General features: G+C 41.8%; 20 protein-coding genes. 9 read left to right on the forward strand and 11 right to left on the reverse strand.

The window, feature by feature from the left end:
* Positions 1-60: 60 nt before the first annotated feature.
* Positions 61-2,088, reverse strand: coding sequence for a methyl-accepting chemotaxis protein (locus ATS75_RS13120; RefSeq protein WP_058560874.1), 2,028 nt, complete (start codon positions 2,086-2,088; stop codon positions 61-63).
* Positions 2,089-2,221: 133 nt separating this feature from the next.
* Between ATS75_RS13120 and ATS75_RS13125 the strand changes: the two genes are divergently transcribed.
* Positions 2,222-2,992: a hypothetical protein gene (locus ATS75_RS13125; protein ID WP_058560875.1), complete on the forward strand. Its 771-nt coding sequence runs from the start codon at positions 2,222-2,224 to the stop codon at positions 2,990-2,992.
* 16 nt (positions 2,993-3,008) lie between these two features.
* On the opposite strand, the gene hutH is transcribed toward ATS75_RS13125, so the two are convergent.
* From hutH to hutC, 3 genes are all read right to left on the reverse strand, one after another.
* Entirely contained in the window at positions 3,009-4,541 is a 1,533-nt protein-coding gene (gene hutH / locus ATS75_RS13130; protein WP_058560876.1) for a histidine ammonia-lyase, read from the reverse strand.
* A gap of 2 nt (positions 4,542-4,543) precedes the next feature.
* On the reverse strand, positions 4,544-6,217 hold the full coding sequence (hutU, locus tag ATS75_RS13135) for a urocanate hydratase (protein ID WP_058560877.1): 1,674 nt from the start codon (positions 6,215-6,217) through the stop codon (positions 4,544-4,546).
* Between the two features lie 78 nt (positions 6,218-6,295).
* The gene (gene hutC, locus ATS75_RS13140; protein WP_058560878.1) at positions 6,296-7,003 is read right to left on the reverse strand and encodes a histidine utilization repressor; all 708 of its coding nucleotides are present in this window, start codon (positions 7,001-7,003) and stop codon (positions 6,296-6,298) included.
* Positions 7,004-7,118: 115 nt separating this feature from the next.
* Between hutC and hutI the strand changes: the two genes are divergently transcribed.
* Positions 7,119-8,363, forward strand: a complete 1,245-nt coding sequence (gene hutI / locus ATS75_RS13145) for an imidazolonepropionase (protein ID WP_058560879.1) — start codon at positions 7,119-7,121, stop codon at positions 8,361-8,363.
* 130 nt (positions 8,364-8,493) lie between these two features.
* The gene (locus ATS75_RS13150) at positions 8,494-10,152 is read left to right on the forward strand and encodes a GGDEF domain-containing phosphodiesterase (RefSeq protein ID WP_058560880.1); all 1,659 of its coding nucleotides are present in this window, start codon (positions 8,494-8,496) and stop codon (positions 10,150-10,152) included.
* 32 nt (positions 10,153-10,184) lie between these two features.
* Here ATS75_RS13150 and ATS75_RS13155 read toward each other — a convergent pair whose 3' ends face one another.
* Positions 10,185-11,231, reverse strand: coding sequence for a formimidoylglutamase (locus tag ATS75_RS13155; RefSeq protein WP_058560881.1), 1,047 nt, complete (start codon positions 11,229-11,231; stop codon positions 10,185-10,187).
* Complete coding sequence (gene rraA, locus ATS75_RS13160) at positions 11,232-11,729, reverse strand: ribonuclease E activity regulator RraA (protein ID WP_058560882.1); 498 nt, start codon at positions 11,727-11,729, stop codon at positions 11,232-11,234. It abuts the gene before it with no gap.
* A 206-nt stretch (positions 11,730-11,935) separates the two neighbouring features.
* Here rraA and ATS75_RS13165 point away from each other — a divergent pair, with 206 nt between their 5' ends.
* The 5 genes from ATS75_RS13165 (at position 11,936) to ATS75_RS13185 (ending at position 16,914) form a co-directional block, all read left to right on the forward strand.
* Positions 11,936-12,475 (forward strand): phosphatase PAP2 family protein, encoded by a 540-nt coding sequence (locus tag ATS75_RS13165; RefSeq protein WP_058560883.1) that lies wholly within the window; start codon positions 11,936-11,938, stop codon positions 12,473-12,475.
* Complete coding sequence (locus ATS75_RS13170; RefSeq protein WP_058560884.1) at positions 12,472-13,500, forward strand: MJ1255/VC2487 family glycosyltransferase; 1,029 nt, start codon at positions 12,472-12,474, stop codon at positions 13,498-13,500. Before ATS75_RS13165 ends, ATS75_RS13170 begins: the two co-directional genes overlap by 4 nt.
* Positions 13,501-13,617: 117 nt before the next feature.
* Entirely contained in the window at positions 13,618-15,498 is a 1,881-nt protein-coding gene (locus ATS75_RS13175) for a methyl-accepting chemotaxis protein (protein ID WP_058560885.1), read from the forward strand.
* Between the two features lie 241 nt (positions 15,499-15,739).
* Positions 15,740-16,126 carry a hypothetical protein gene (locus ATS75_RS13180; RefSeq protein WP_235591180.1) on the forward strand — a complete coding sequence of 129 codons (387 nt, stop codon included), beginning with the start codon at positions 15,740-15,742 and terminating at the stop codon, positions 16,124-16,126.
* Positions 16,127-16,578: 452 nt separating this feature from the next.
* Positions 16,579-16,914: a hypothetical protein gene (locus tag ATS75_RS13185; RefSeq protein ID WP_058560886.1), complete on the forward strand. Its 336-nt coding sequence runs from the start codon at positions 16,579-16,581 to the stop codon at positions 16,912-16,914.
* A 526-nt stretch (positions 16,915-17,440) separates the two neighbouring features.
* Here the strand turns inward: ATS75_RS13185 and ATS75_RS13190 are convergent.
* The 5 genes from ATS75_RS13190 to priA form a co-directional block, all read right to left on the reverse strand.
* Positions 17,441-17,815: a gamma-butyrobetaine hydroxylase-like domain-containing protein gene (locus tag ATS75_RS13190; RefSeq protein WP_058560984.1), complete on the reverse strand. Its 375-nt coding sequence runs from the start codon at positions 17,813-17,815 to the stop codon at positions 17,441-17,443.
* 65 nt (positions 17,816-17,880) lie between these two features.
* Positions 17,881-19,209, reverse strand: coding sequence for an HslU--HslV peptidase ATPase subunit (gene hslU / locus ATS75_RS13195; RefSeq protein WP_058560887.1), 1,329 nt, complete (start codon positions 19,207-19,209; stop codon positions 17,881-17,883).
* A gap of 11 nt (positions 19,210-19,220) precedes the next feature.
* Positions 19,221-19,739 (reverse strand): ATP-dependent protease subunit HslV, encoded by a 519-nt coding sequence (hslV, locus tag ATS75_RS13200; protein WP_058560888.1) that lies wholly within the window; start codon positions 19,737-19,739, stop codon positions 19,221-19,223.
* Positions 19,740-19,819: 80 nt separating this feature from the next.
* Complete coding sequence (locus ATS75_RS13205; RefSeq protein WP_058560889.1) at positions 19,820-20,350, reverse strand: SPOR domain-containing protein; 531 nt, start codon at positions 20,348-20,350, stop codon at positions 19,820-19,822.
* 20 nt (positions 20,351-20,370) lie between these two features.
* Positions 20,371-22,557, reverse strand: a complete 2,187-nt coding sequence (gene priA, locus ATS75_RS13210) for a primosomal protein N' (RefSeq protein WP_058560890.1) — start codon at positions 22,555-22,557, stop codon at positions 20,371-20,373.
* Positions 22,558-22,789: 232 nt separating this feature from the next.
* Here priA and rpmE point away from each other — a divergent pair, with 232 nt between their 5' ends.
* Positions 22,790-23,002 (forward strand): 50S ribosomal protein L31, encoded by a 213-nt coding sequence (rpmE, locus tag ATS75_RS13215; RefSeq protein ID WP_058560891.1) that lies wholly within the window; start codon positions 22,790-22,792, stop codon positions 23,000-23,002.
* Positions 23,003-23,470 lie beyond the last annotated feature (468 nt).

Here is a 23,470-nt window from a genome sequence, read left to right on the forward strand (position 1 = left end):
TATTGATCTACAACAAAAAAGAGTGCCACTTAGGCACTCTTTTACTTAGTAAAAGTGAGTTTAAAGTTTAAACTCGTTGACCGTACGATTTAATGAGCTAGCCAGTTCATTTAAGTCACGGGCTTCATCTGCAAGTTCTAATGCATGATCAGCTGTGCTATTAACTAAGTTGTTTATCGCAGAAAGGCTACTATTAATATCTTCAGCTACCACGGTTTGTTGTTCAGTTGATGTTGCTATTTGATGACTTTGATCTTGTACTTTAGTGACAGAGTCTGCAATGTCTTTAAGTGCATCTAGGACCTCTTGCGTTTGCTCGACAGAGCCTTGGGCACGCTCTTGACCTTGCTGCATCATCGTCGATGCTTGTTGTGCAATCTGTTGTAAGCGCGTAATCATATTGCGAATATCATCCGTTGACTCTTGGGTGCGGCTGGCGAGAGAGCGCACTTCATCGGCGACGACCGCAAAGCCTCTGCCTTGTTCACCTGCACGAGCGGCCTCAATAGCAGCATTAAGCGCAAGTAAGTTTGTTTGTTCGGCGATGGAGTTAATAACATCAACAACGGCACCTATATTCCCGCTTTCTTGCTCTAAACCTGCTACTACTTTAGATGCTTCACCAATATGCTCGGCGAGTGCAATCATCACACTTTGTGCGTTTTGAGAACGGTTAGCGCCATCTTCTGTAATAGTTTGCACCTCTTCAGCAGCGTTATTAGTTTGTTGTGCGTTACGTGAAATTTCCATGACCGTTGAAGCCATTTCGGTTACAGCGGCACTTACACTATCAACTTGTTGTTTCTCTTGTTGAATTTCGGTATTTGTTTGCTGTGACACTGATTTTAATTGCGCTGCGGCATTCGTTAGTTGTTCAGCTTGTGCAGCGGTATCAAGCATCATCGCACGAAGTTTATCAATAAAGGTGTTCATATGATGAGCAAGTTGACCGACTTCATCTTTACTATCGATGGCGATTTTTTGAGTTAAATCACCGTCACCTGAAGCAATATCACGCATGATGTTAGTCAGTGTTTTGATCGGTTTAGAGATCATATGAGTGGCCCAAATAATCATTGCGATGATGATTACAATAATAATAATGACCGATGTAGTGGTAGTTGTTACGGCTTGATCAACAGGTTCATCAATCATAGATTGTGGTACTAAAAGGCCCACATACCAGTTCAAATAGGGGGTTTCTAACTGAAGTCGGTCGTACACAACAAAGTACTCTTTACCTTGTAATGTAACGCGAGCATCGCCGCGGGTGTTGTTTTTCATCAGTCGATTTAAGTTTGAAAAGCCTTGAGTATCACTAAATTGTTTTTCTAGTTGTTCTAAGCCTTCTTTGCCATTTGGGCCTTCGTCAGTGACAGACAGCTTATGATTAGTGCGGTTTGATAGGTGCACTACTTTTTGGTTGCCATCAAGTAAAAAGCCATAGCCTTGACCATTAAAGCGGATGTCTTCAACCATTTTGTTGATTTTATTAAGTTGTAAGTCAACCCCACCAAAGCCAATTAACTCACGCTGTTGGTTATAAACCGGTTGTTGAACAACGGCGGATGCATTACCTGTTGTTAAGTCGACTGAAATTGGACCAACATACAAGCGATTTAATTTGAGCGCGTCTTGCCACCACCCGCGCTTATAAGCGTAGTAAGGTTGGCCATTATAATGCGTGGTACGCTCATGCTCTTTAAAGTATTCACCGGTTTTGGCTGAAGCAAAAAACGCTGACAGGATATTTTCGTCACTACTACTAATGCGTACAAAGTCTTGGTCAACTTCATCATAGCCAGAGGCACCCTCTAATGGTTGATCTCGTTTATCCCATGCATCAAACCAGTTAATTAAATGTGGGTTATTCACAAACGTACTAACCAGTTTACCGTATTTTGCAAAGTATCCCTGCATTGAAAGCTGTTCGCTTTGCAAGTAGCTGTGCGCTTCGCGTTCAATACCTTGTCGAGAGAGTGAGGCAATATGACTAACAAAATAGGCCGAAGCAATAATCAGTAATACACTAATAGTGCCCCCAATTAGGAATAATATTTTTTTTTGCAATGATAGGTTTTTAAGCATGATGCACACATTCTTATTATTTAGTAGAGTAAGCCATTAGTGTCTATCTAATCATATCTTTGTCTTATTCGCCATATTATAAGGTAAGACAAATATGTCTAATATTACAAAACTGTAAGGATTTTGTTATTTTATGGGTGAAAGTAAACAACGGTTAGTCGTACTGGGGGCTGGTTGGTTAGGTAAAGCATTATGTATTAATCAGCAGGAAAATGGCTGGCTAGTACAGGGAACGCATCGAAGTGAAGCGCATTCCCATGATTTTTTACGTCAATTGGAATTAAAAAATGATCAACTTCATCACCAACTCGATTTAGAGAATGCTTGGTGGGTCTGTGCTATGCCACCACGAAGTCGCCATGCTGATAGTAATTATCAAGCAACATTAGAGCGCAGCTTTGCTTTGGCAAAACAGATGAATATGCAAGGGTTTATTCTTTGTTCATCAACCGCAGTGTATGGCAATAATGAACAAGTGTATGATGAGAAAAGTAACATTATTGTAGCCGGTGAACGTCAACAGCGGTTAGTTGATGCAGAGCAATATGTATTAAATAACGGGGGGAAAGTATTGCGTTTAGCCGGGTTGATGGGACCAAACCGTGATCCAGGACAGTTTGTGGCAGGTAAAGAATTGAGTGGTTCTAGCCAGCAAGTGGTGAACATGGTGCACCAGCAGGATGTGATCAATGCGATTGTTACTGTATGCGAGCATTGGCAGGTCGCTGGGTCTACTTATAATGTGGTTAATCCATCGCATCCAAGCAAGGTTGATTACTACACACAAAAGTGTACGCAAAATGGGACACCCCCCCCCACGTTTTTAAGTCATGAAAAAGCCGAGCGCATTATTGATGGCTCGGCTATCGAATCACTTGGGTTTACTTATCAGTTTGATATTTAAACCCCGTGGTTAATACTTAAAATGAAGTGAGCACATCTTTAGGCAAAAGATGGCAAAGCTGACCTTGTGCTAACAGCGTGTTCGCCGCTTCTATATCAGGGCCAAAGTAACGGTCCTTGTCGTAGTAACTCACTTTCTCGCGTAAGGTTGCTTTTGCCTGCTCAACTTTAGCAGATGCTTTAAGTGGCGCTCTAAAATCCAAGCCTTGTGCAGAAGCCAGCCATTCAACAGCGAGTACGCCTTGTGTATTGTCTGCCATTTCACCCAAGCGGCGAGCAGCAAATGTGGCCATTGATACATGGTCTTCTTGGTTTGCTGACGTTGGTAAGCTATCTACCGATGCTGGATGCGCGAGTGACTTATTTTCTGAAGCTAACGCAGCTGCCGTAACTTGGGCAATCATAAAGCCCGAGTTAACTCCGCCATTTTCAACTAAAAACGGCGGTAATTTCGACAGGTTCGAATCAATTAATAATGCAATACGTCGCTCAGCTAGTGCGCCAATTTCAGCAATCGCTAAAGCTAAGTTATCTGCTGCCATTGCAACAGGTTCTGCATGGAAGTTACCACCAGAAATAATGTCGCCTACATCAGCAAACACCAATGGGTTATCCGTCACACCATTTGATTCACACAACAATACTTCAGCGGCTTGGCGTATTTGTGTCAAACAAGCGCCTAACACTTGAGGTTGGCAGCGTAAGCAGTAAGGGTCTTGTACTTTTTCACAGTCAACGTGCGCTTTACTAATGTCAGAGTGTTCGCCCAACATGTCGCGGAAAATAGCCGCAGAATCAATTTGCCCACGTTGACCACGGACTTCATGAATACGCGCATCAAAAGGAGAGCGGCTGCCCATTGCAGCTTCGATACTCATAGAACCAATGGCACAACTTTGTGCATACAGGTCTTCAGTACGAAATAAACCTTGTAAAGCAAACGCGGTAGATGCTTGCGTGCCGTTTAATAAGGCGAGACCTTCTTTTGCTGCTAATGTGAGTGGCGCTAATCCTGCTATTTCAAGTCCTTCACTGGCTTTTATAAGTTTACCTTGGTGGCGCATTTCGCCTTCACCTAATAAAGGTAGGCACATATGTGATAATGGTGCTAAATCACCCGATGCGCCCACAGAGCCTTTTTTTGGCACGCAAGGGTAGACTTCTGCAGCAAGTAATTGTATAAAAAACTCAATAACTTTTAAGCGAATACCTGAAAAGCCACGTGATAACGAGTTGATTTTTAACACCATCATTAAACGCACAGTACTGTCATCCATATACTCACCGATACCAGCAGCATGAGACAATACAATTGAACGCTGTAATAATTCCAGCTCATGTTCCGCTATTTTGGTGTTGGCTAATAAGCCAAATCCGGTGTTAATACCGTATACAGTACGGTTTTGATCGATAACGTCTTGCACGGTTTGCGCGCTTGCAGCAATTTTTATCTCGCTGTCAGCAGCCAATGTTAATGTCACTGGCAATTGATTTATTTTACGCAATGTAGCTAAATCAAGCTGGCCGGGTGTGAGAGTGTATTCAAACATGATTATTCCTTATTAAGCATTGGCAGGTCTAAGCCTTGCTCATTAGCACAGTTAATTGCGATATCGTATCCAGCATCCGCATGACGCATTACACCGGTTGCAGGGTCGTTCCATAAAACACGGCCTACACGTGCAGCGGCTTCGTCTGTACCGTCTGCAACAATAACAACACCTGAGTGTTGGCTAAAGCCCATGCCTACGCCACCACCATGATGCAGTGAGACCCACGTTGCACCGCCCGCGGTATTAAGTAGAGCGTTTAGTAATGGCCAATCGGATACAGCATCAGAACCATCTTTCATCGCTTCAGTTTCACGATTAGGGCTGGCAACTGAACCTGAATCTAAGTGATCTCGACCGATAACCACTGGCGCTTTAAGTTCACCATTTTTCACCATTTCATTAAACGCAAGCGCTAAACGAGCACGGTCTTTTAAGCCAACCCAGCAGATACGCGCTGGTAACCCTTGAAATTGAATACGCTCACGGGCCATATCAAGCCAGTTGTGTAAGTGTTTATCATCAGGGATAAGCTCTTTAACTTTAGCATCTGTTTTGTATATGTCTTCTGGATCACCAGAAAGGGCAACCCAACGGAATGGACCAATACCTTCACAGAATAGTGGACGAATATAAGCAGGTACAAAACCAGGGAAATCAAAGGCATTCTCTACACCTTCTTCTAATGCCATTTGACGAATGTTATTACCATAGTCAGTTGTGGCAGCCCCTGCTTTTTGCAAAGCTAACATTGCTGTAACTTGTACCGCCATTGATTGCTTCGCAGCTTTTACAACCGCTTGAGGGTCTTGTTCGCGCATTGTTGCGGCGTGTTCCATGCTCCAATCTTGCGGTAAATAACCATTAAGAGGATCGTGAGCTGACGTTTGATCTGTAACAACATCTGGCGTGATATTTCGTTTAACAAGTTCACTAAATACATCCGCGGCATTACCAAGTAAACCAACTGAAAGAGCGTCGCCTTTAGCACAAGCTTCATTAATAAGGGTTAACGCGTGATCTAGGTCAGTGGCTTTAACATCAACATAGCGCGTGTTAATACGGAAATCGATGCGGCTTTCATCACATTCAACCACTAATGCACTAAAGCCCGCCATGGTTGCTGCAAGTGGTTGAGCCCCGCCCATTCCACCTAATCCGCCAGTTAATACCCATTTGCCTTTTGCTTCACCGTTAAAGTGTTGTTTAGCCATCGCGACAAATGTTTCATACGTGCCTTGCACTATGCCCTGTGAACCGATGTAAATCCATGAACCAGCAGTCATTTGTCCGTACATCATTAGACCTAGTTTATCGAGCTCATTAAAATGTTCCCAATTTGCCCAGTGAGGAACAAGGTTAGAGTTGGCAATTAAAACACGGGGTGCGTTGCTGTGGGTTTTAAATACGCCTACAGGTTTACCTGATTGCACTAATAGGGTTTCGTCATCTTCAAGTCGGTCTAATGTTTCGATGATTTTGTCAAAGCAAGGCCAATCACGGGCAGCTCGACCGATGCCACCATATACAACAAGTGCATGGGGATGCTCTGCCACTTCAGGATCGAGGTTGTTCATTAGCATGCGTTTAGCGGCTTCAGTGAGCCAGCTTTTAGCACTGATTTTATCACCGTGCGGGGCGCGGATAATACGCGATTCGTCTAGTCTATTATTCATAATGTGCTCCTGTTGTATATACAAGCTGTTTGGTTTCAAAAAAATACGCAGTTAAGCGCATTTCATTGATATCTAAATTCATTTTTTAAATGTTAAGTGCCCGCCAAGGCGATATTTACTGCCTGGTGATACGAGTCGGGCAAAGCTGACAATGCCTGTTGATGACCAAGTACGACGTATGACCTGCAAGCAGGGCTCTTCATGGTATAAATTTAACCACTGGCACATTTCAGCGTTAGGCATAATAGCCTCAACGGTATGACGTGCTTCAGTTAGCGGTGCAACACTTGATAAATACTCGTGAGGTGTCAAGTGTGTAAAATCTTGTTGTAAATAGCTATCAGCCAATGCTGGGTTTACAAAACGTTCTTCAACTTGCAAGGGCTGATCGTTTTCGTTATGCACTAATACACTGCGATACACGACACTGTCAGCCTCTACACCCAATGCAATCGCAATAGGAGCAAGTGCATTAATAGACTCAAGTACCAGCACGGTGCAGCTATAGTTGCCGTTACGTGCTTTGACTTCGTCAGCAATGTTTTTTATTTCTAATAGAGATGATTGCGATTTAAAACTGGCAACAAATGTTCCTAACCCTTGGCTTCGAGTTAAAATACCGGCTTCAGTTAATTCACTTAAAGCACGTCGCGCTGTCATTCTGCTGACGCTAAATTGGTCTGCTAATTCATTTTCAGACGGTACGCGTTGATTTTCAAGCCAAGCGCCTGAGCGAATATTGTCTACAATGAATTGCTTTATTTGTGCAAATTTAGGCGTCGTCATGTGTTTAAAGTACACTATCTTGTGAATTACTTATTCACTATAAGATGACACAATTATCTTGTATATACAAGATGGCTTGTTAAACTATCAAAAAATAGTATTTAAGGGCGCTCACATGAATCCAATAGTAGGCACGTTATCAAATGAATGGGATTTGTTAATTACAGATGCCAATATTGCAACGATGGACAGCAACATTGATGATACTTACGGTGCAATTGAAAATGCAGCGTTAGCAATTAAAGACGGTCAGATAGCATGGCTTGGTAAGCAAAGTGATTTACCCACGTTTGATGCATTTGCAACACCAACGATATCGGCTAAGGGCCATTGGCTCACTCCCGGTTTAATTGATTGCCATACACATTTAGTGTTTGCGGGCTCACGAGCTGAAGAGTTCGAACAGCGTTTACAAGGTGTGAGCTACGAACAAATTGCAGCGCAAGGCGGTGGGATTGCAAGTACTGTTAAAGCAACGCGTGAAGCGGATCATGAAACCTTGTTTGTATTAGCAAAAGATCGTTTAAATGCACTTTATGCGGAAGGCGTCACAACCGTTGAAATTAAATCCGGCTATGGGCTGGATTGTGAGAATGAAATAAAAATACTGGAAGTTGCACGGTTACTGGGTGAAAACCACCCCGTTGATGTAAAAACGACATTTTTAGGTGCCCATGCATTACCCCCTGAGTATACAAGCCGAAGCGATGATTATATTGAACTTGTTTGCAATGAAATGCTTGAGCAAGTTGTTTCAAAGGATTTAGCAGATGCTGTTGATGCGTTTTGTGAAAATGTAGGCTTTAGCAATGAGCAGACTCGCCGAGTGTTTGAAGCGGCAAGCAAACATAACCTACCTGTTAAATGTCATGCTGAGCAGCTATCTAATCAGCAAGGTGCGCAGTTGGTTGCGGAGTTTAAAGGCTTATCTGCCGATCATATCGAGTACTTAGATGAGGCAGGTGTAAAGGCTATGGCCGCGGCCGGCACAGTGGCTGTTTTATTGCCTGGCGCATTTTACTTTTTACGTGAAACTAAGCAGCCACCTATCGCATTATTACAACAGCATAATGTACCCATTGCGATATCAACAGACTTCAATCCAGGTACCTCTCCATTGTGTTCTTTGCAATTAATGATGAATATGGGGTGTACTTTATTTAGATTAACACCGGCGCAAACTTTAGCAGGTGTAACTTGCAATGCCGCTAAAGCACTGGGGTTAAAGGACCGTGGTGTGCTTAAAGTTGGCATGCGTGCTGATATTGCACATTGGCAAATACCGCACCCTGCACAATTAAGTTATCAATTAGGCGTAAATAAACTGTTAAATCTGTGGATATTAGGTAGACTTAAATAGTCCAATTCTATGTTGTATTTTCTTAATGTCCTTACTCGCACTATTAACAAATACTGGATTTGAATCGATAGCAGGGAGTGCTTTATTTACACATTCACAGATACCCGTTTTTTTAAGCGGGGCCATTCTTATGTCGATGATTTGTGCTTTATGCGTGGTCAAACAAGCCACGTTGCGGCTAAGTTATATCATCAATGCATGTATTGCTTTAGCACTGTTAAGCACACACTATCCTTATATTGAATTACTTTTAGCCTTAGCAATAGCTACTCATTCATGGCTTGTATCAAAGCAAAATAACTGGACTATGCTCAGCATCAGCTTTGTGGCTGCACTTACTTTTTTAATTCTGTATGCCGCTAATTGGTTGCTAGGATTGCCAATAGATTGGTTGGTTTTAGCCACATTAGTCCTTGCCAGCTCTGGTTATTTTATGGATGAAGATCCCCCTAACGATACCCAATCTGAGATTGCAGTAAATGAGCATGCTTTAACGTTATCGCCTTTGGCAAGCTTTCCTAATCGCATGCAATTACAAAACTACTTTTATAATTGGCGCGATAATGCTCCTCATATGGGGGCGCTTGTTATTATTCGATTAGAAGGGTTTGCAGAGGTTAATCAGCATATAGGCAGAGACTTTGGTGATTTACTGCTTGCACAATCAGCCAATAGAATAAAGCAGCTATTGATGCTTGAAGAAGTGGTCAGCCTCGGCGACTCAGAAAAGTTAGCACATCTAGGTGGGCTAAACTTTGCATTTATCTGCAGTTTAGATACGCAAAACCATCTCCATGAGCAGTTAATCGACCGTATTTTAGGTGCAACACTGAAGCCATTCAATGTCGCTAATTGCACGATTGAAGTAAAAGCGAGAGCGAGCTACGTTAAGTGTGGCAAAGGGGACGCGCGTTTTGAGAACTTAATATCCTATGCCTATTTGGCATTAGATAGTCAGCCAAATAGGCAAATAGTGGCCTATCAACAGCATATGATGGTAGAGCAGCTAGAGCAACAAGCACGGCTTAAAGAGCTCGCGGGTATTGATTTTTCGAGTGAATTAGAACTTTATTTTCAGCCAGTTGTTCGCAATGAAGATGAAAAAATTGAGTTTTTAGAACTGCTTCTTCGTTGGCAGCACCCAAAGCAAGGTATCTTATCCGCAAATAGGTTTATCGATGATATTCGCATTGCTGGCTTAGCTTATCCATTAGCTGAATTTGTGATTGAAAGGGCTGCTGAGCTTGTGATGGCACTGCGCATGGAAGGGATTAAAATGCCTTTAAGCATTAATGTCTTTGGCCCTGAAATGCTTAATGAAGAATTTATTTCATTTATTGATCAGGTCTTTACTGAGCACCAATTATTACCTGGAGATTTGATTATAGAGTGCCCATTAGAGGTATTTTTAAATTTAGATGCCCAAGGCAAAGCAATGGTTGCACGATTAAGTAGTCAAGGTGTCAAAATGTGTGTAGATGGCTTAGGAGATAGCCCTGTCTGGTTAGCTAAACTCCCCAATTTAGCTGTGGAGTATGTAAAAGTGGCACCTTCACTCACTACTGATTTTAGTCAACAAGGGCATATACGTAGCTTAATTAGCGGTATGGTTGAAATGCATAACCAACAAAATAGCAAAGTGATTTGCGAAGGTGTTGAGACGCAAGAACAATTAAACTTTACCAAAAGCCTAAATGCGTTTGCAGCGCAAGGGTATTACTTTAGTCACCCTTTAAGCAGCGTGGGTATGATTTCATGGCTGAAGCAATGGCAAATAGAACATTCATAGTGCGATAAAATACTGATTTAAAGCTAAAGGGATTACATCTCTTTAGCTTGTAAATAGGCATTAACTAACGCTGTAATTATCTGACCGGCGTCATTTAAACCCGCCTTTAAACCGCTAGGGTGTTGGCTTGGTGCAGCTTCACATAAATGTAAGTAACAGCTATTTGGCTTGCTTGCCCCTAAATGTACAAAATGTTCAGCATCACTCACACTGAAACCGCAATTGGTATATGCGCTAACGGGCATCAGTGAAATACTGTCTAAATCAACCTCAATTCCCAGCGGCTTCTGACTCAGTACTTCAAGTGCTTGTTGGCATGCATCGGTAAGCGACTTTTCACGCCTGACTTGAAGTGATTGATAGCTGTCATAGTTAAAGTCTGCGTTAGCGAGCGCTTCAATTATCGCTTGATTATTTTTTAGCTCATGTAAACCAATAACATGATAATTGTGTAAGTGCTTTTCATCATAAGCATAACGAAAGCCATTTCCAGAATGGCGACCTTCGCACTCTCTAAAATCAGCATGGGGGTCAAAGTTAATTGCATTGATTGGTTGGTTTTTATGTTTGCTAAGAGCGCGAATAATACCTAAACAATTGTTATGACCACCGCCAATGATGATAGGCTCAAGTCCAGCACTGAATATTAAATTTAGTACATGCTCTACGCGCTCATCTATTTGTGCGCAATAGGAGCGAAGTTGAGCGAGTTGTTCTGGGCTTTGGTTATCCAAAGGCGCTGCAGCAGCGGTAATATCATCAATGTCTACTTCACCTAATAAAAGCACTTTTTCATTAGCTAAAAATTGATTATCTGACTGATTTAAAAAACGCTTAATAAATGCATGCCAGCCATCTGTAGCACCACCATTACCTAGATTTGCCCGTGGGCCAATGTCTTCACAGACCCCGAGTAAAACGTACTTAATGCCAAATTGGGCTGCATCGCGCATGGCTTGCAGGGGGTCTACTTGCGTATCTAAAAGCGCAATTGATTGCCACGCTTTTTTTTCATTTGCGCGACTGCTACACCAAGGCTTAACAGTCGCTTCGTCGTAGATATTTAAAAACTGAGACATTTATTCTTCTACGATTTCAAGTTCAAGCTCTTCACCTGATAGCACAATACCTGTGCTATCAGCATAGATGTAATCATCATCAAAGAATGACACGCCAGCAAAGTTAACACCAATGCCGTCTTCACCTGCACCTTGGCTATCAGCGGCTACAGGAATCGACGCAATTGCCTGAATACCTAAATCAATTTCTTCAAGCTCATCAACGTGACGAATGGCACCATAAACAACGATTCCTTGCCAGTTATTTTCTACCGCTAATTCAGCAAGCTCAATATCAATAAGCGCACGACGAGTTGAACCGCCCCCGTCTACAAGTAAAACACACTCATCGCCATCTTCGCTTAGGATCTCCCTGATCAATTCGTTATTTTCAAAACATTTAACCGTTTTGATACGACCACTAAAGCTGTGGCGGCCACCAAAATTGATAAACATAGGTTCGAGCACATCAACCACATCGGCAAAGTGATCGCATAAATCAGAGGTGCTGTAGTCCATTTTTCTATCCTTCTAAAAGATATAAGAGCGAGTTCTCAGTATACCTCTCTTAAACGCAATAACAACGACTTAATGAGAGTTAATTGCCCTATTTTTAAGCACAAATTGCGCTAAATCAGTAAAAGCAATATTAGTGTCTTAAAAGCTTCACCCAATTGTTATTTTTAGCACCTATGCTGAAATTATGCTTAAAAAAGGACCTAATAATGAGTCAGTACAACCTATTAAAAAAAGTCGCGCAGTTTGACGAAAACCTCTTTCTTAAACTCTTCAATGGGAATTCACCTGTGTGGCTAAAAAATGTGGCATTGGGTTTTTCAAAAAGTGGAGACGGCGGCTTATATGTTTTGCTGGCTGTGGGGTTTGGCTGGCTTGGTAATGAGTTAGAATTGCAGCGTTTATCAATCACGTTACTGTTAGGCTTTTTAATAGAAAGGCCAATTTACTTCTTGGCTAAAAAGCGCTTTGCGCGGGTGCGTCCTTGTGATTGCCTAGTACAAGGGGCGTATATTATTCCCAGTGACAAATTTAGTTTACCTTCAGGGCACAGTGCTGGTGCTTTTTTAGTCGCAGTAATACTAACGCAGTACTTTCCTGAGTTAATGTGGGTCTGGTTGACATGGGCAAGCGGGGTTGCTGCTTCTCGGGTTGTCTTAGGGGTTCATTTTCCTGCGGATGTGGTGCTTGGCGCTGTAATGGGTTCAGTTTGTGGCGCCACGGCCATAATTGCGGTGGGCTATCTATGAAAATTCTTTATGGTATTCAAGGGACAGGAAACGGCCACATTACTCGTGCGCGAGTCATGGCCAGTGCATTTAATCAAATGGGTGTTGACGTTGATTATGTTTTTTCAGGGCGTGCACAACAAGACTATTTTGATATGGGAGAGTTTTCACACTACCGTAGTTTTCGGGGGCTATCTTTTGCAACTCAACACGGGCAAGTAAGCCGTTATCGCACAGTTAAAAATGTGAGGTTGTGCAAATTACTTCATGACATCAAACAGCTTGATGTCTCTGGTTACGACTTTGTCTTTAATGATTTTGAGCCTGTAACAGCGTGGGCTGCGAAAAAACAAGGGGTCCCAGTAATAGGAATGAGTCACCAAGCCGCATTTTTATCACCGAAAGTACCTATGTTTGGCAATGCGATGCTTCGGCGTTCTTTAATTAAATATTATGCGCCTGCTGATATTTATTTAGGTGTTCATTGGCAGCCATTTGCAGATAATATTATTCCCCCTTTTATCGCGGATCACCCACATGATAATCCCGTAAGTGTTGATAATAAGATTCTTGTTTACCTGCCATTTGAAGACTTAACGAGCATTATTGATTACTTAAAAGACTTTCCCGATAAAGAGTTCTATTGTTATCACCCAAATGCCCAAAATGGTTCAAACTTGAATATTCATTTACGTGCCCCTTCACGCACTGGCTTTTTAAATGATTTGGCAAACACCAGCGGAGTTATTGCAAATGCGGGCTTTGAGCTTTCAAGTGAAGCACTTAAACTAGGTAAAAAACTATTATTAAAGCCACTTTCGGGCCAATTTGAACAAGATGCAAATGCACAAACATTGCGCGCAATGAATGCGGCCCATGTAATGAATTATTTGAACCCATTTGCGTTAGATGAATGGCTTAACAGCGAAGCTATCAAGCAGATCAACTTTCCCAGTGATCCTGGCCCGTTAGTGAATTGGTTGACAGGAAAACAATGGCAAAGTACTGAAAAGTTGCACCATTCTTTATGGGATTCAGTTAGCTAAAGTGTACCCAGTAATAATTTTTTGTAGTGAGTAGTGATAATTTCGTGGGATAATCTACACTATAAATTAAGTACTTTACTAGAAAATCTAGTGATCCTAACTAAAAGGCTGCAGTAGATGACAATTCTCCAAAACTTGACGATCAAGCGTCGACTACAAATTAATGCGCTCGTTGTTGGTTTAGCAATGATAGTTATGTTATTTATCATCATTTATGAAGCAAGAGTTATGCTGAAATTAAATGAAACTATCCAGTATGCGGAGGAGCTCGATATTCATGAATTATCCATGCGAAAGTATGAAAAAGATTTCTTGTTTTATAAAGATGAATCCAAATTAACCTTGTTTGACAAAGAGTTCGAACAACTCAAATATAAGTTAGGCAAACTCAAAGTATTATCTGATGAGCTAGGAATAGCGACGGGTGATGTGAATCAATTTGGTGTGCTAGCTCAAAAATATTACGATGATTTTCAAATTGTTGTAGAGTTTCAAAGGGCTATCGGTTTACACCCTAAAGATGCATTATATGGTGAATTACGCAGCGCAGTGCACAAAATAGAGACCTTGTTGAATGAGCAAAATAATTATCAACTGCTTACGTTGATGCTACAACTACGTCGAGCGGAAAAAGATTTTATGCTCCGTCTAGATATGAAATATTTATCAAGGTTTGAAGGCATAGTGAATGAACTAGAGAAAGCGATTAAAAACTCGAGCATTAACAGCAATACACGCTCACAGTTAGTGTCACTATTAGCCAGCTATGAAGATAAATTCACAGCGTTAGTTAATGCTCAAGTGTCGCTTGGCCTCGATCTTGATTCTGGCGCGCTTGGGAAAATGAGAGTCAGCGTTAAGCAAAGCGATGACGTTGTTTCTCGAATTACAAGTGCCACAAAACAGCAGGTTTCTGACACTGCAGAAAGTGCACAAATGATAGCGATAGTCACTTTTTTGATTGCTGGCTTAATTGTGATGTTGTTAGTGTATTTCACCAGCCGTTCAATCATTCAGCCTATTGAGCGGGTCTATCATACGATTAACAGCATTAGACGCAACAACGATCTTAGCTTAGTTATTGAAGAAACAGGTCAAGATGAAATTACCACGATGACTGTGGATTTTAATAGTTTGATTGGTGATTTTAAAAAGCTCATTTATGAAGTAAATACAGCGTTAAGTACGTTAAATATCGCCACTGGTAATTTATCAGAAACAACGGCAGCGACAAGTACAGGCATGCAAGAGCAATTACATGAGGCCGATATGGTAGCAACAGCAGCCACCGAGATGCAGGCCACCATTCAAGATATTTCACACAACACGGAAGCCGCGGCTAAAAAAGCTGAATCAACCAATTTGAATGCGCAACAAGGTCGCTCAGAGGTTGAATCAACAGTAAATCATATTAACCAGTTATCAAACTCGTTAGGTGATGCGTCTGCGGTGGTATCACAGCTCGAGAAAGACGGTGAAACCATTGGGTCGGTTCTTGATGTAATTCGTGGTATTGCAGAGCAAACAAATCTTCTTGCACTTAACGCGGCAATAGAAGCTGCACGTGCTGGTGAACAAGGCCGAGGCTTTGCGGTGGTTGCAGATGAAGTACGCTCACTAGCCCAACGTACACAAGAGTCGACTAAAGAAATTGAAAGTATTATTTCAACGCTGCAAGGTCGCACACAAGAAGTGGTGAGTATAATGCAACGGTGCCGTACACAAGGCGGAGAGAGCGCCGAGCAAGCCACCAGAGCGGGGGAATTGCTGGGCTCAATTACCGAGGATGTTCAAACCATCATGGAGATGAGTACACATATTGCAGCAGCCATTGACGAGCAAAGCCAAGTGGCATCAGAGGTCAATAAAAACGTTGTACGTATTCGTGATATTGCTGAGGATGCGTCAACCCATGCCACCACAAATGCACAAACCAGCGAAGAAGTATCAGAGCAAGCTAGAGTACTTCATCAAGCGATAGATAAGTTTAAGGTTTAATAATAGGTGCTAGGTTCAAGGGTTTAGGCTCTAGGGGTTAGTTGAGCTTTAAGCGCTAAGCCATAAGTTTTAAGCAGTCTAAGTTGCTTGAGCTTATGGCTTTTTTGTTTGTACTCTTTTCTATTTTTAAGTTAAAGGTTACTCTCAGTTTTATTTCTCGACGATAAACCAGTTAATTGGAGCCTCATTGCTAAAGTGTAATCATTGCGCGGTTAAAAAAGACTTCAAAATACATTTTTGGATGTCAAAAATAGACATGATAGGGTTTATCTTTCTTAGCGTTTGTTTAGCTATACCCATTGGAATTGTGGCTTTCTTAGCTGAGGAATCGCAAAGTTTTGCTCGTTTTATTGCTTTTGCAGTTCTCATTTTTGCAGCAATTAAAAAACACGAAAAAGTAGTTGTACTTTTAATCGTTGAGCTTGTCATTGATTGGGCTCTTGAACAGGCTGGAATGTATGAGTTTAGCTTAATGATTGCGACGGCATTTTTGCTTACCTTCATAAAACTTGGTAGCAAAATATATGGTTTCTTTTTCCAATGTGTAAATTATAAATTTGATTTAGACCTCTTTTGCCCAAAGTGTAATAAAACGTATAAAAAAGTTAGGCTGCCAGAAAGCAAGTAATAGCTAATCTAAAGTGATGATATAGTCGATGCCACTCAAGTGATGAGTCAAGGTATGGCGACTAATAAAGTAGGATTAATTAGCAGGCTATTTATTAAATTAATCAAATAGTAATGAGTTTAACAGCTCAGGCAATTAGTATATGCACTTGAGAAAAATAGCAATTGCTTAATTGTTAAACGTTTGGTTTAATAATGGGGACATAGTAAACACTGAGTAATGCAGGGATAGCTTAGAGACGATAGGCACGCCAATGAAATTGGCTTGATTAGCTTAGTTCATAAAAAGCCTTTCTATATCCTTAAGTCCATAGCATAAACAACACCCACTCTGACACACCGAGCAGGTAGCGCCTCAGTTCAACAAGCGGCACTGCAATACAAATAGCGTGTCGCATAAATACTAAAATGTTATGCACTTCCCTGTCAGGGGCTTAGCAAAAAGGAAAACTCATGGAACAAGTTTTTATTCGTGTTAACCAACCAACTATCACTCTTAATAGAGCCATATTTTTGGTTTTTGCATCTTTACTGATGGTATTAATTAGTATTTATCTATTTTCAGTTTCGCTAGAATCACCTTTGGCAACCAAGTATTCAGGTTATGACCTCAGCAACCTAAACATAAAATTAGTGTCTATTTTTTCATGCATATCGCTGCCTTTAGTATTGCTAGCTGTCAGTCAAATCCTTATAAAATACCGTGGAGTTCATGGTGGGGTGTGGGCATTCTTCTGGGGCTCAGCGATAATGCTTCTTGCTCAAGCGCCTTTAGTTATATTGCCTTAATTGGTTCGGCAAACGCTAGAAGTGTATGACAAGCACATAAAGTGACGAGACTGCTAAAGTTTGGCTCGATTGCGCTTCGCTACACAATTTTAGCCAAACATTATCAGCCCCTAGCGCGGGCGTTACTCATGTTCAAAGACTGTATTGGCACAAACGCGGTTGTTAGGTTTCACTAATTTTAAAGGCTTTCTAAGACTTATTTAGATAACTTTTTGAGCTTAAAAATCTAGAAGCTAAAGCCTAGCGCCTTCTCATTAGATTTCGCTGCTTCATAATGGCAATCTACATAGTTAGTTTAAACGCCGAGCTGCACTAACTTTTATCTTGAACCTTTTAACTGTTAATACCAATCCGCAATAATACTAAATCATTTTTAGGTATTAAACCTGACGCTAATGGCGTTAAAAAGATCTTAATTAGAACAACTAAATGACGATTGTTTTGCCTTGTTATCGACAAGGTTTTCTTGCCTCAAAATAGATCTCTTAATTAAGCGAATAGGTATAACTTTACTCTCGCCAACTTATTAAGGCACAAACTTTATCGGTACGCTGTCTTTGCTCGCTTGATGCTCTGCGAGGCGTTGTTGGTATGTTTGCCATAACTCAACATGGTTAGCTTGTAGGTGTGAGAAGTAACTCCAGCTGAATAAGCCGCTGTTGTGGTTGTCGTCGAAGATGAGCCTAATTGCATAATGACCAACAGGTTCTATTTTGCTGATACCAACCTGTGATTTAGCCAACACGAGTTTCATAGGCTCATTGCCATGACCTTGCACTTCGGCAGAGGGGGAATGCACACGTAAAAACTCACTGCTGAAAGTGCATGATGAGTCGTCATCGAAATAGACGTCGAGGGTCTTACTAACGCTGTGGTAATGAACTTTTATAACTTGTTTCATAGCTAAACTCATAGGGCAATAAAAAGGCCTCCAATAGGAGGCCTTAAGTATACATTAAACGGCTGTTAAAGAATAAAGCGGCTTAAGTCTTCATCTTCAACCAATGCGCCCAAGTGTTTTTCAACATACGCCGCATCAATAACAAGGCTTGTGCCAGCTTGTTCTGAGGCATCAAATGAAATTTCTTCCATTAATTTTTCCATGACCGTATGCAAGCGACGTGCACCAATGTTTTCGGTTTTCTCATTTACTTGCCACGCTGCTTTTGCAATGCGCTCTATGGCGTCATCAGCAAACTCAACATTCACTTGCTCAGTTTTAAGCAGTTCACGTTGTTGCTCTGTAAGTGACGCATGAGGTTCAGTAAGAATGCGTTTAAAGTCATCAGCAGTCAGTGCTTCTAGCTCAACACGAATAGGTAAACGACCTTGTAGCTCTGGGATCATGTCTGATGGTTTAGACATTTGGAATGCACCAGAGGCGATAAACAACATGTGATCGGTTTTTACCATACCATGCTTCGTGCTTACGGTTGAGCCTTCAATCAGTGGCAGTAAGTCGCGTTGTACGCCTTCGCGGCTAACATCTGGACCTGATGATTCACCACGCTTACAGATTTTGTCGATTTCATCGATAAATACGATACCGTTTTGCTCAACAGCAAAGATTGCCTGTTCTTTTAGCTCTTCAGGGTTGACCAGTTTTGCCGCTTCTTCTTCGGTTAAAAGCTTGAATGCTTCTTTAATTTTAAGCTTTCGTTTGGTGCGCTTGTCACCAGACATGTTTTGAAACATGCTTTGCAGCTGGTTGGTCATTTCTTCCATGCCCGGTGGCGACATAATCTCCACATTTGGCTGTGCCTGTGCAACATCAATGTCTATTTCTTTATCGTCTAATTGGCCTTCGCGTAGCTTTTTACGGAATGTTTGACGAGTTGAAGAGTTATCATCACGTTGGCTTTCACCAAATGAGTCTTTGGCAGGCGGTAGTAGGGCATCTAGGATGCGCTCTTCAGCGGCTTCTTCAGCGCGGTGTTTAAACTTTTTCGTTTGCTGCTCACGGGTCATTTTAATTGATACGTCAACCAAGTCACGAATGATGGTTTCAACTTCTTTACCCACGTAACCCACTTCAGTGAATTTAGTCGCTTCTACTTTGATAAATGGCGCATTAGCAAGTTTTGCTAAGCGACGTGCAATCTCTGTTTTACCAACACCGGTAGGCCCAATCATTAAGATATTTTTAGGGGTCACTTCAGCGCGTAAGTCGTCGTTTAATTGCATGCGACGCCAGCGGTTACGAAGGGCAATAGACACCGCTTTTTTTGCTTTTGCTTGGCCAATAATATGTTGGTCAAGTTCATGTACGATTTCTCTTGGAGTCATAGCAGACATAGCGGTTCCTATTACAATTCTTCGATGGTTTGGAAATTATTAGTGAATACGCAAATATCGCCTGCAATAGTAAGGCTTTTTTCTACGATGTCACGGGCGCTGAGGTCGGTGTTTTCAAGTAACGCAGTTGCGGCTGATTGCGCAAAGTTACCACCGCTACCAATAGCGATTAGGTCGTTTTCAGGCTGCACGACATCGCCGTTACCTGTAATGATCAAAGAGGCTGTTTCATCAGCAACTGCGAGCAAAGCTTCGAGTTTACGAAGGGCACGATCGCTGCGCCAATCTTTGGCCATTTCAACGGCCGCCTTGGTGAGGTTACCTTGGTGCATTTCAAGTTTGCTTTCAAAACGTTCGAATAGGGTAAAGGCATCAGCAGTACCGCCAGCAAAACCAGCGATTACTTTGCCATTATAAAGGCGTCGAACTTTGCGGGCATTGCCCTTCATTACGGTGTTACCAAGAGAGACTTGGCCATCGCCACCAATGACGACTTTATCGCCGCGACGTACACTTACAATAGTGGTCATGTTATTCCTCATCATCGAGTCGCAGGGGCGACTCGTAAAAAACGATTGATGAGGAGTTAATATGGGTTAATGGATTAAAATCAAGTCCAAAGCCAAATTCCACAACCCATTATTTTGCTGCGCTTAAGTTTGTTTTTGTCGCTTTCAGCTAAACGCTTTGTTTTATAAGGGCCTAAGCGCACTTTATACCAAATGCCATTGGTGCCTGTGGTTTCGCGGATCTCGGCAATTAGGCCCGCAAACGCAATTTTTGCTTTGAGGGTTTCGGCTTGAGCATGGGTTCTAAATGATCCACATTGCATAACATAGGGGCCCTTTTGTTCAAGCTCTTTGACCTCGACCTGCACTTCATGCTCTTTTATTTCTTTGATAAATTCAGGTGGCCGCGGTTTTGCAGGTTCAACCTTTTCAATCTTTTTAGTTGGATTCGCTTGTTGCTCAACCAGTTTAGGATCGGCATTAGTTTTGACATACCAAAGGCCAAAACAAAATCCGCCCACTAACACCAGAGTCACAAGGACTAATAAAATAGGAAAAGGCTTTTTCGGTGGTGGTTGTTTTTTACTGTTGCGGTTACCCGGCTTTTTATTAATAAAATCGTGTTGTGCCATGTGTGTTTAAAGCTCTAACCTTAAATCATATCGATTGGGTCGACATCTAAACTCCAGCGCACTTTCTGTGCTAATTTACTGGTGCTTAAATACTCTATCATTTGCGCGAGATATTGATGTAATTGCTGACGATCAAGCGCTTGAATATGTAATTGAAAACGGTATTTTCCTGCTATCTTTTCAAGTGGGGCAGGAATTGGACCCAGCAATTGTATACCACTTACACCTTGCACTGGAACTAAATCAGTTAAAAAATCCACCACCTGTTTTACGTTATGGCCTTGGGCTCGAACAATCGCCATATTAGTGATTGGGGGCAATTGTGCATCTTCACGCTCTTGTAAAGCAAAGCGGGCAAAGTCTTGATAACCGTTGTTGACTAGGTCTTGTAATAGTGGGTGTTCAGGAAAGTGCGTTTGTAATAACACGTGGCCGGGCTCTCCGCTTCGCCCTGCGCGTCCTGCAACTTGTGTAACCAATTGAGCCAAATGTTCAGTAGCACGAAAATCACAGGAATAAAGGCCGCTGTCTACATCTAAAATAAGCACTAAGCTTACATCTGGGAAATGGTGGCCTTTAGCGAGCATTTGCGTACCCACTAAAATACGAGCACCACCTTGGTTTATATCATCCAAGGCTTTTTCTAAGCTGCCTTTACGGCGAGTTGAATCGCGGTCAATACGGCTAATGGGGATATCGGCAAATTCACTTGTTAAAAACTCTTCTATTTGTTCGGTGCCTTTACCATTTGGAAATATTTGTGTGCTGCCACAGTCAGGGCATTGATGTGGCACGCGCTCTTGCTCACCGCAGTGATGGCATATCATTTGACCTATGGCTTTATGAAACGTTGCGCTGGTACTGCAACGTGAGCACTCACTGAGCCAACCACATTCATGGCAAATTAGCGTAGGTGAAAAGCCACGGCGGTTTAAAAACACCATCACTTGCTTACCACGGTTTAAATGCTGGCGCATGGTAGCAAGGCTTGCATGGGCGATACCGGCTTGATCGGGCTGACCTTTCATATCTAACAGCTGAAACTTGTTATCTGTACTGGTTTGCGCGCGTTGCGTCAGGCTCAATAATTGATATTTACCGTTAATTGCTTTGTGTAGTGTTTCTAAGGCGGGTGTCGCTGAGCCCAATATTAATGGAATTTTATGTTGAAACGCACGGTATGCGGCTAAGTCTCGAGCATGGTAGCGAAGGGTATCTTGTTGTTTAAAAGAGCTGTCGTGCTCTTCATCAACAATGATCATACCGAGCTTTAAAAAAGGCAAAAATATACTTGAGCGAGTACCTATCACAATAGCGCAACCGGCTTTTTCGCAAAAGCGCCACGTTTGTAAGCGTTCGTTATCGGTGAGGGCTGAATGCCAAAGCATGATTGGGGTATCAACAAAGCGGCGGCGGAAGCGGTTAACGGTTTGTGGTGTTAAGCCAATTTCAGGTACCAGTACCAGTGCTTGCTCGCCCCGTTTTAGTATTTCTTCTAGGCATTGTAAGTAAACTTCGGTTTTGCCACTGCCTGTTACCCCTTCAAGTAAAAAACTATTAAAACCTGTGCTTTGGTTTATTGACGTACAGGCAACGGCTTGCTCTTTGTTTAATACAGGTTTAGTACCAATTTGTGGTGCTTGTTGTTGCCATAGGTTATCGTGTTCAATACTTTGGCTAATAAGCTCTTTTGTGAGGTGGCTATCAATGGTCTTTTTATTAAATCCCAGCGCTTTTAATTCAGTGAATGAGGACTTACCTGATTCGGCTAATTGCTTTAATAATCCTAGTTGGCTTTTGGCTTTTAAAGACGGGAGCTTGGCGCCTTTTTCAGTTAAGGCGACCATGTTAATACTGCTCTTATCAGGGCATTCTCCTTGGCGTAATGCGCCAGGTAACGCTATATGTATTGTTTCGCCTAATGGGTAACAATAATAGCGAGCAGTAAAGCGCAATAGATCAAGGTGCTGAGTAGATAATATTGGTTCATCGTCAATCACCTCTATGAGTGCTTTAATTTTATCTTTTGGTACGTCAGTGGTGGTCTTTAATGCTAGTACCACGGCGACTTTCTTTTGATTACCAAATGGCACAATAACCCGCGAACCGACCTTTGGTGTGATTGATAAACCATTAAGTTGTTCCGGTAGGCTGTAATCAAAAGTACGCTGTAGCGGGACTTTTATAGCAACTTCAACAAAACTCATAGCAACTCAACAATAACCAACAAGACCGCTAATGTACTAAAGTTACGATAAAAAACCTATCAGCAAATAAGCCGATTAAAGCGTTTGTTCATTTTATTGGCAAAAAACGCATTTAAAGCTTGTAGCGAGCGGGGTTGTTGCTTAAAATACGCGTCCAATTATTTTGATTTAAACGACGTATGGTGCCAGACTTCGGGTTTGGAGAGCGATGCGGCCTTAACTAGAGGTTTCTATGAAAGAAGGTATTCACCCTAAGTACGAAGTAATTTCAGCAACATGTTCATGCGGAAATAAATTCGAAACTCGTTCTACACTGTGTAAAGACATCCACTTAGACGTATGTTCTGCGTGTCACCCGTTTTACACTGGTAAGCAAAAGATTCTAGATACAGGTGGCCGTGTTGATCGCTTTAACAAGCGTTTCGGTTCACTTAGCAGCAAGTAATTTCTGCTTTTGTGTCGAGAAAAGCACCTTAGGGTGCTTTTTTTGTGCCTGTAATAAAGGAACACTGCTTTTGGCAGCCTTTATTTAGAACGGCAGGTTAAATTCATCAAATATTCCATTCTGTACGGCTTTGTTGCCACCTTCCATTACCCTTCATATCGCCTTTATGCCGAGTGATATTTCTGCTTTTTATAATGGCTATAGCTTGAGATGAACAGACAAGCCGCATTTTTTTCACTATATTAATTGTAACAGCAAAGTACGTATCAATGATGTTTGTAACTAAAATAGGCTAAATTATACTTAACTGTTGCTATCGTCGGTTAACGTTCTTATTGAACCTAAGCTTGCACTAATTACACTGTGCGGGGTAAATTCAATCAATTTCAGCCAGGTTTTTTGATGCTTAGCGTGTGTTTTTATCATGTCATTTTGGAATTTTTTGCTAAAAATGCTGACAAAACGCAT

The sequence above is a fragment of the Pseudoalteromonas sp. H105 genome, from assembly GCF_001469215.1.
GTDB lineage: Bacteria > Pseudomonadota > Gammaproteobacteria > Enterobacterales > Alteromonadaceae > Pseudoalteromonas.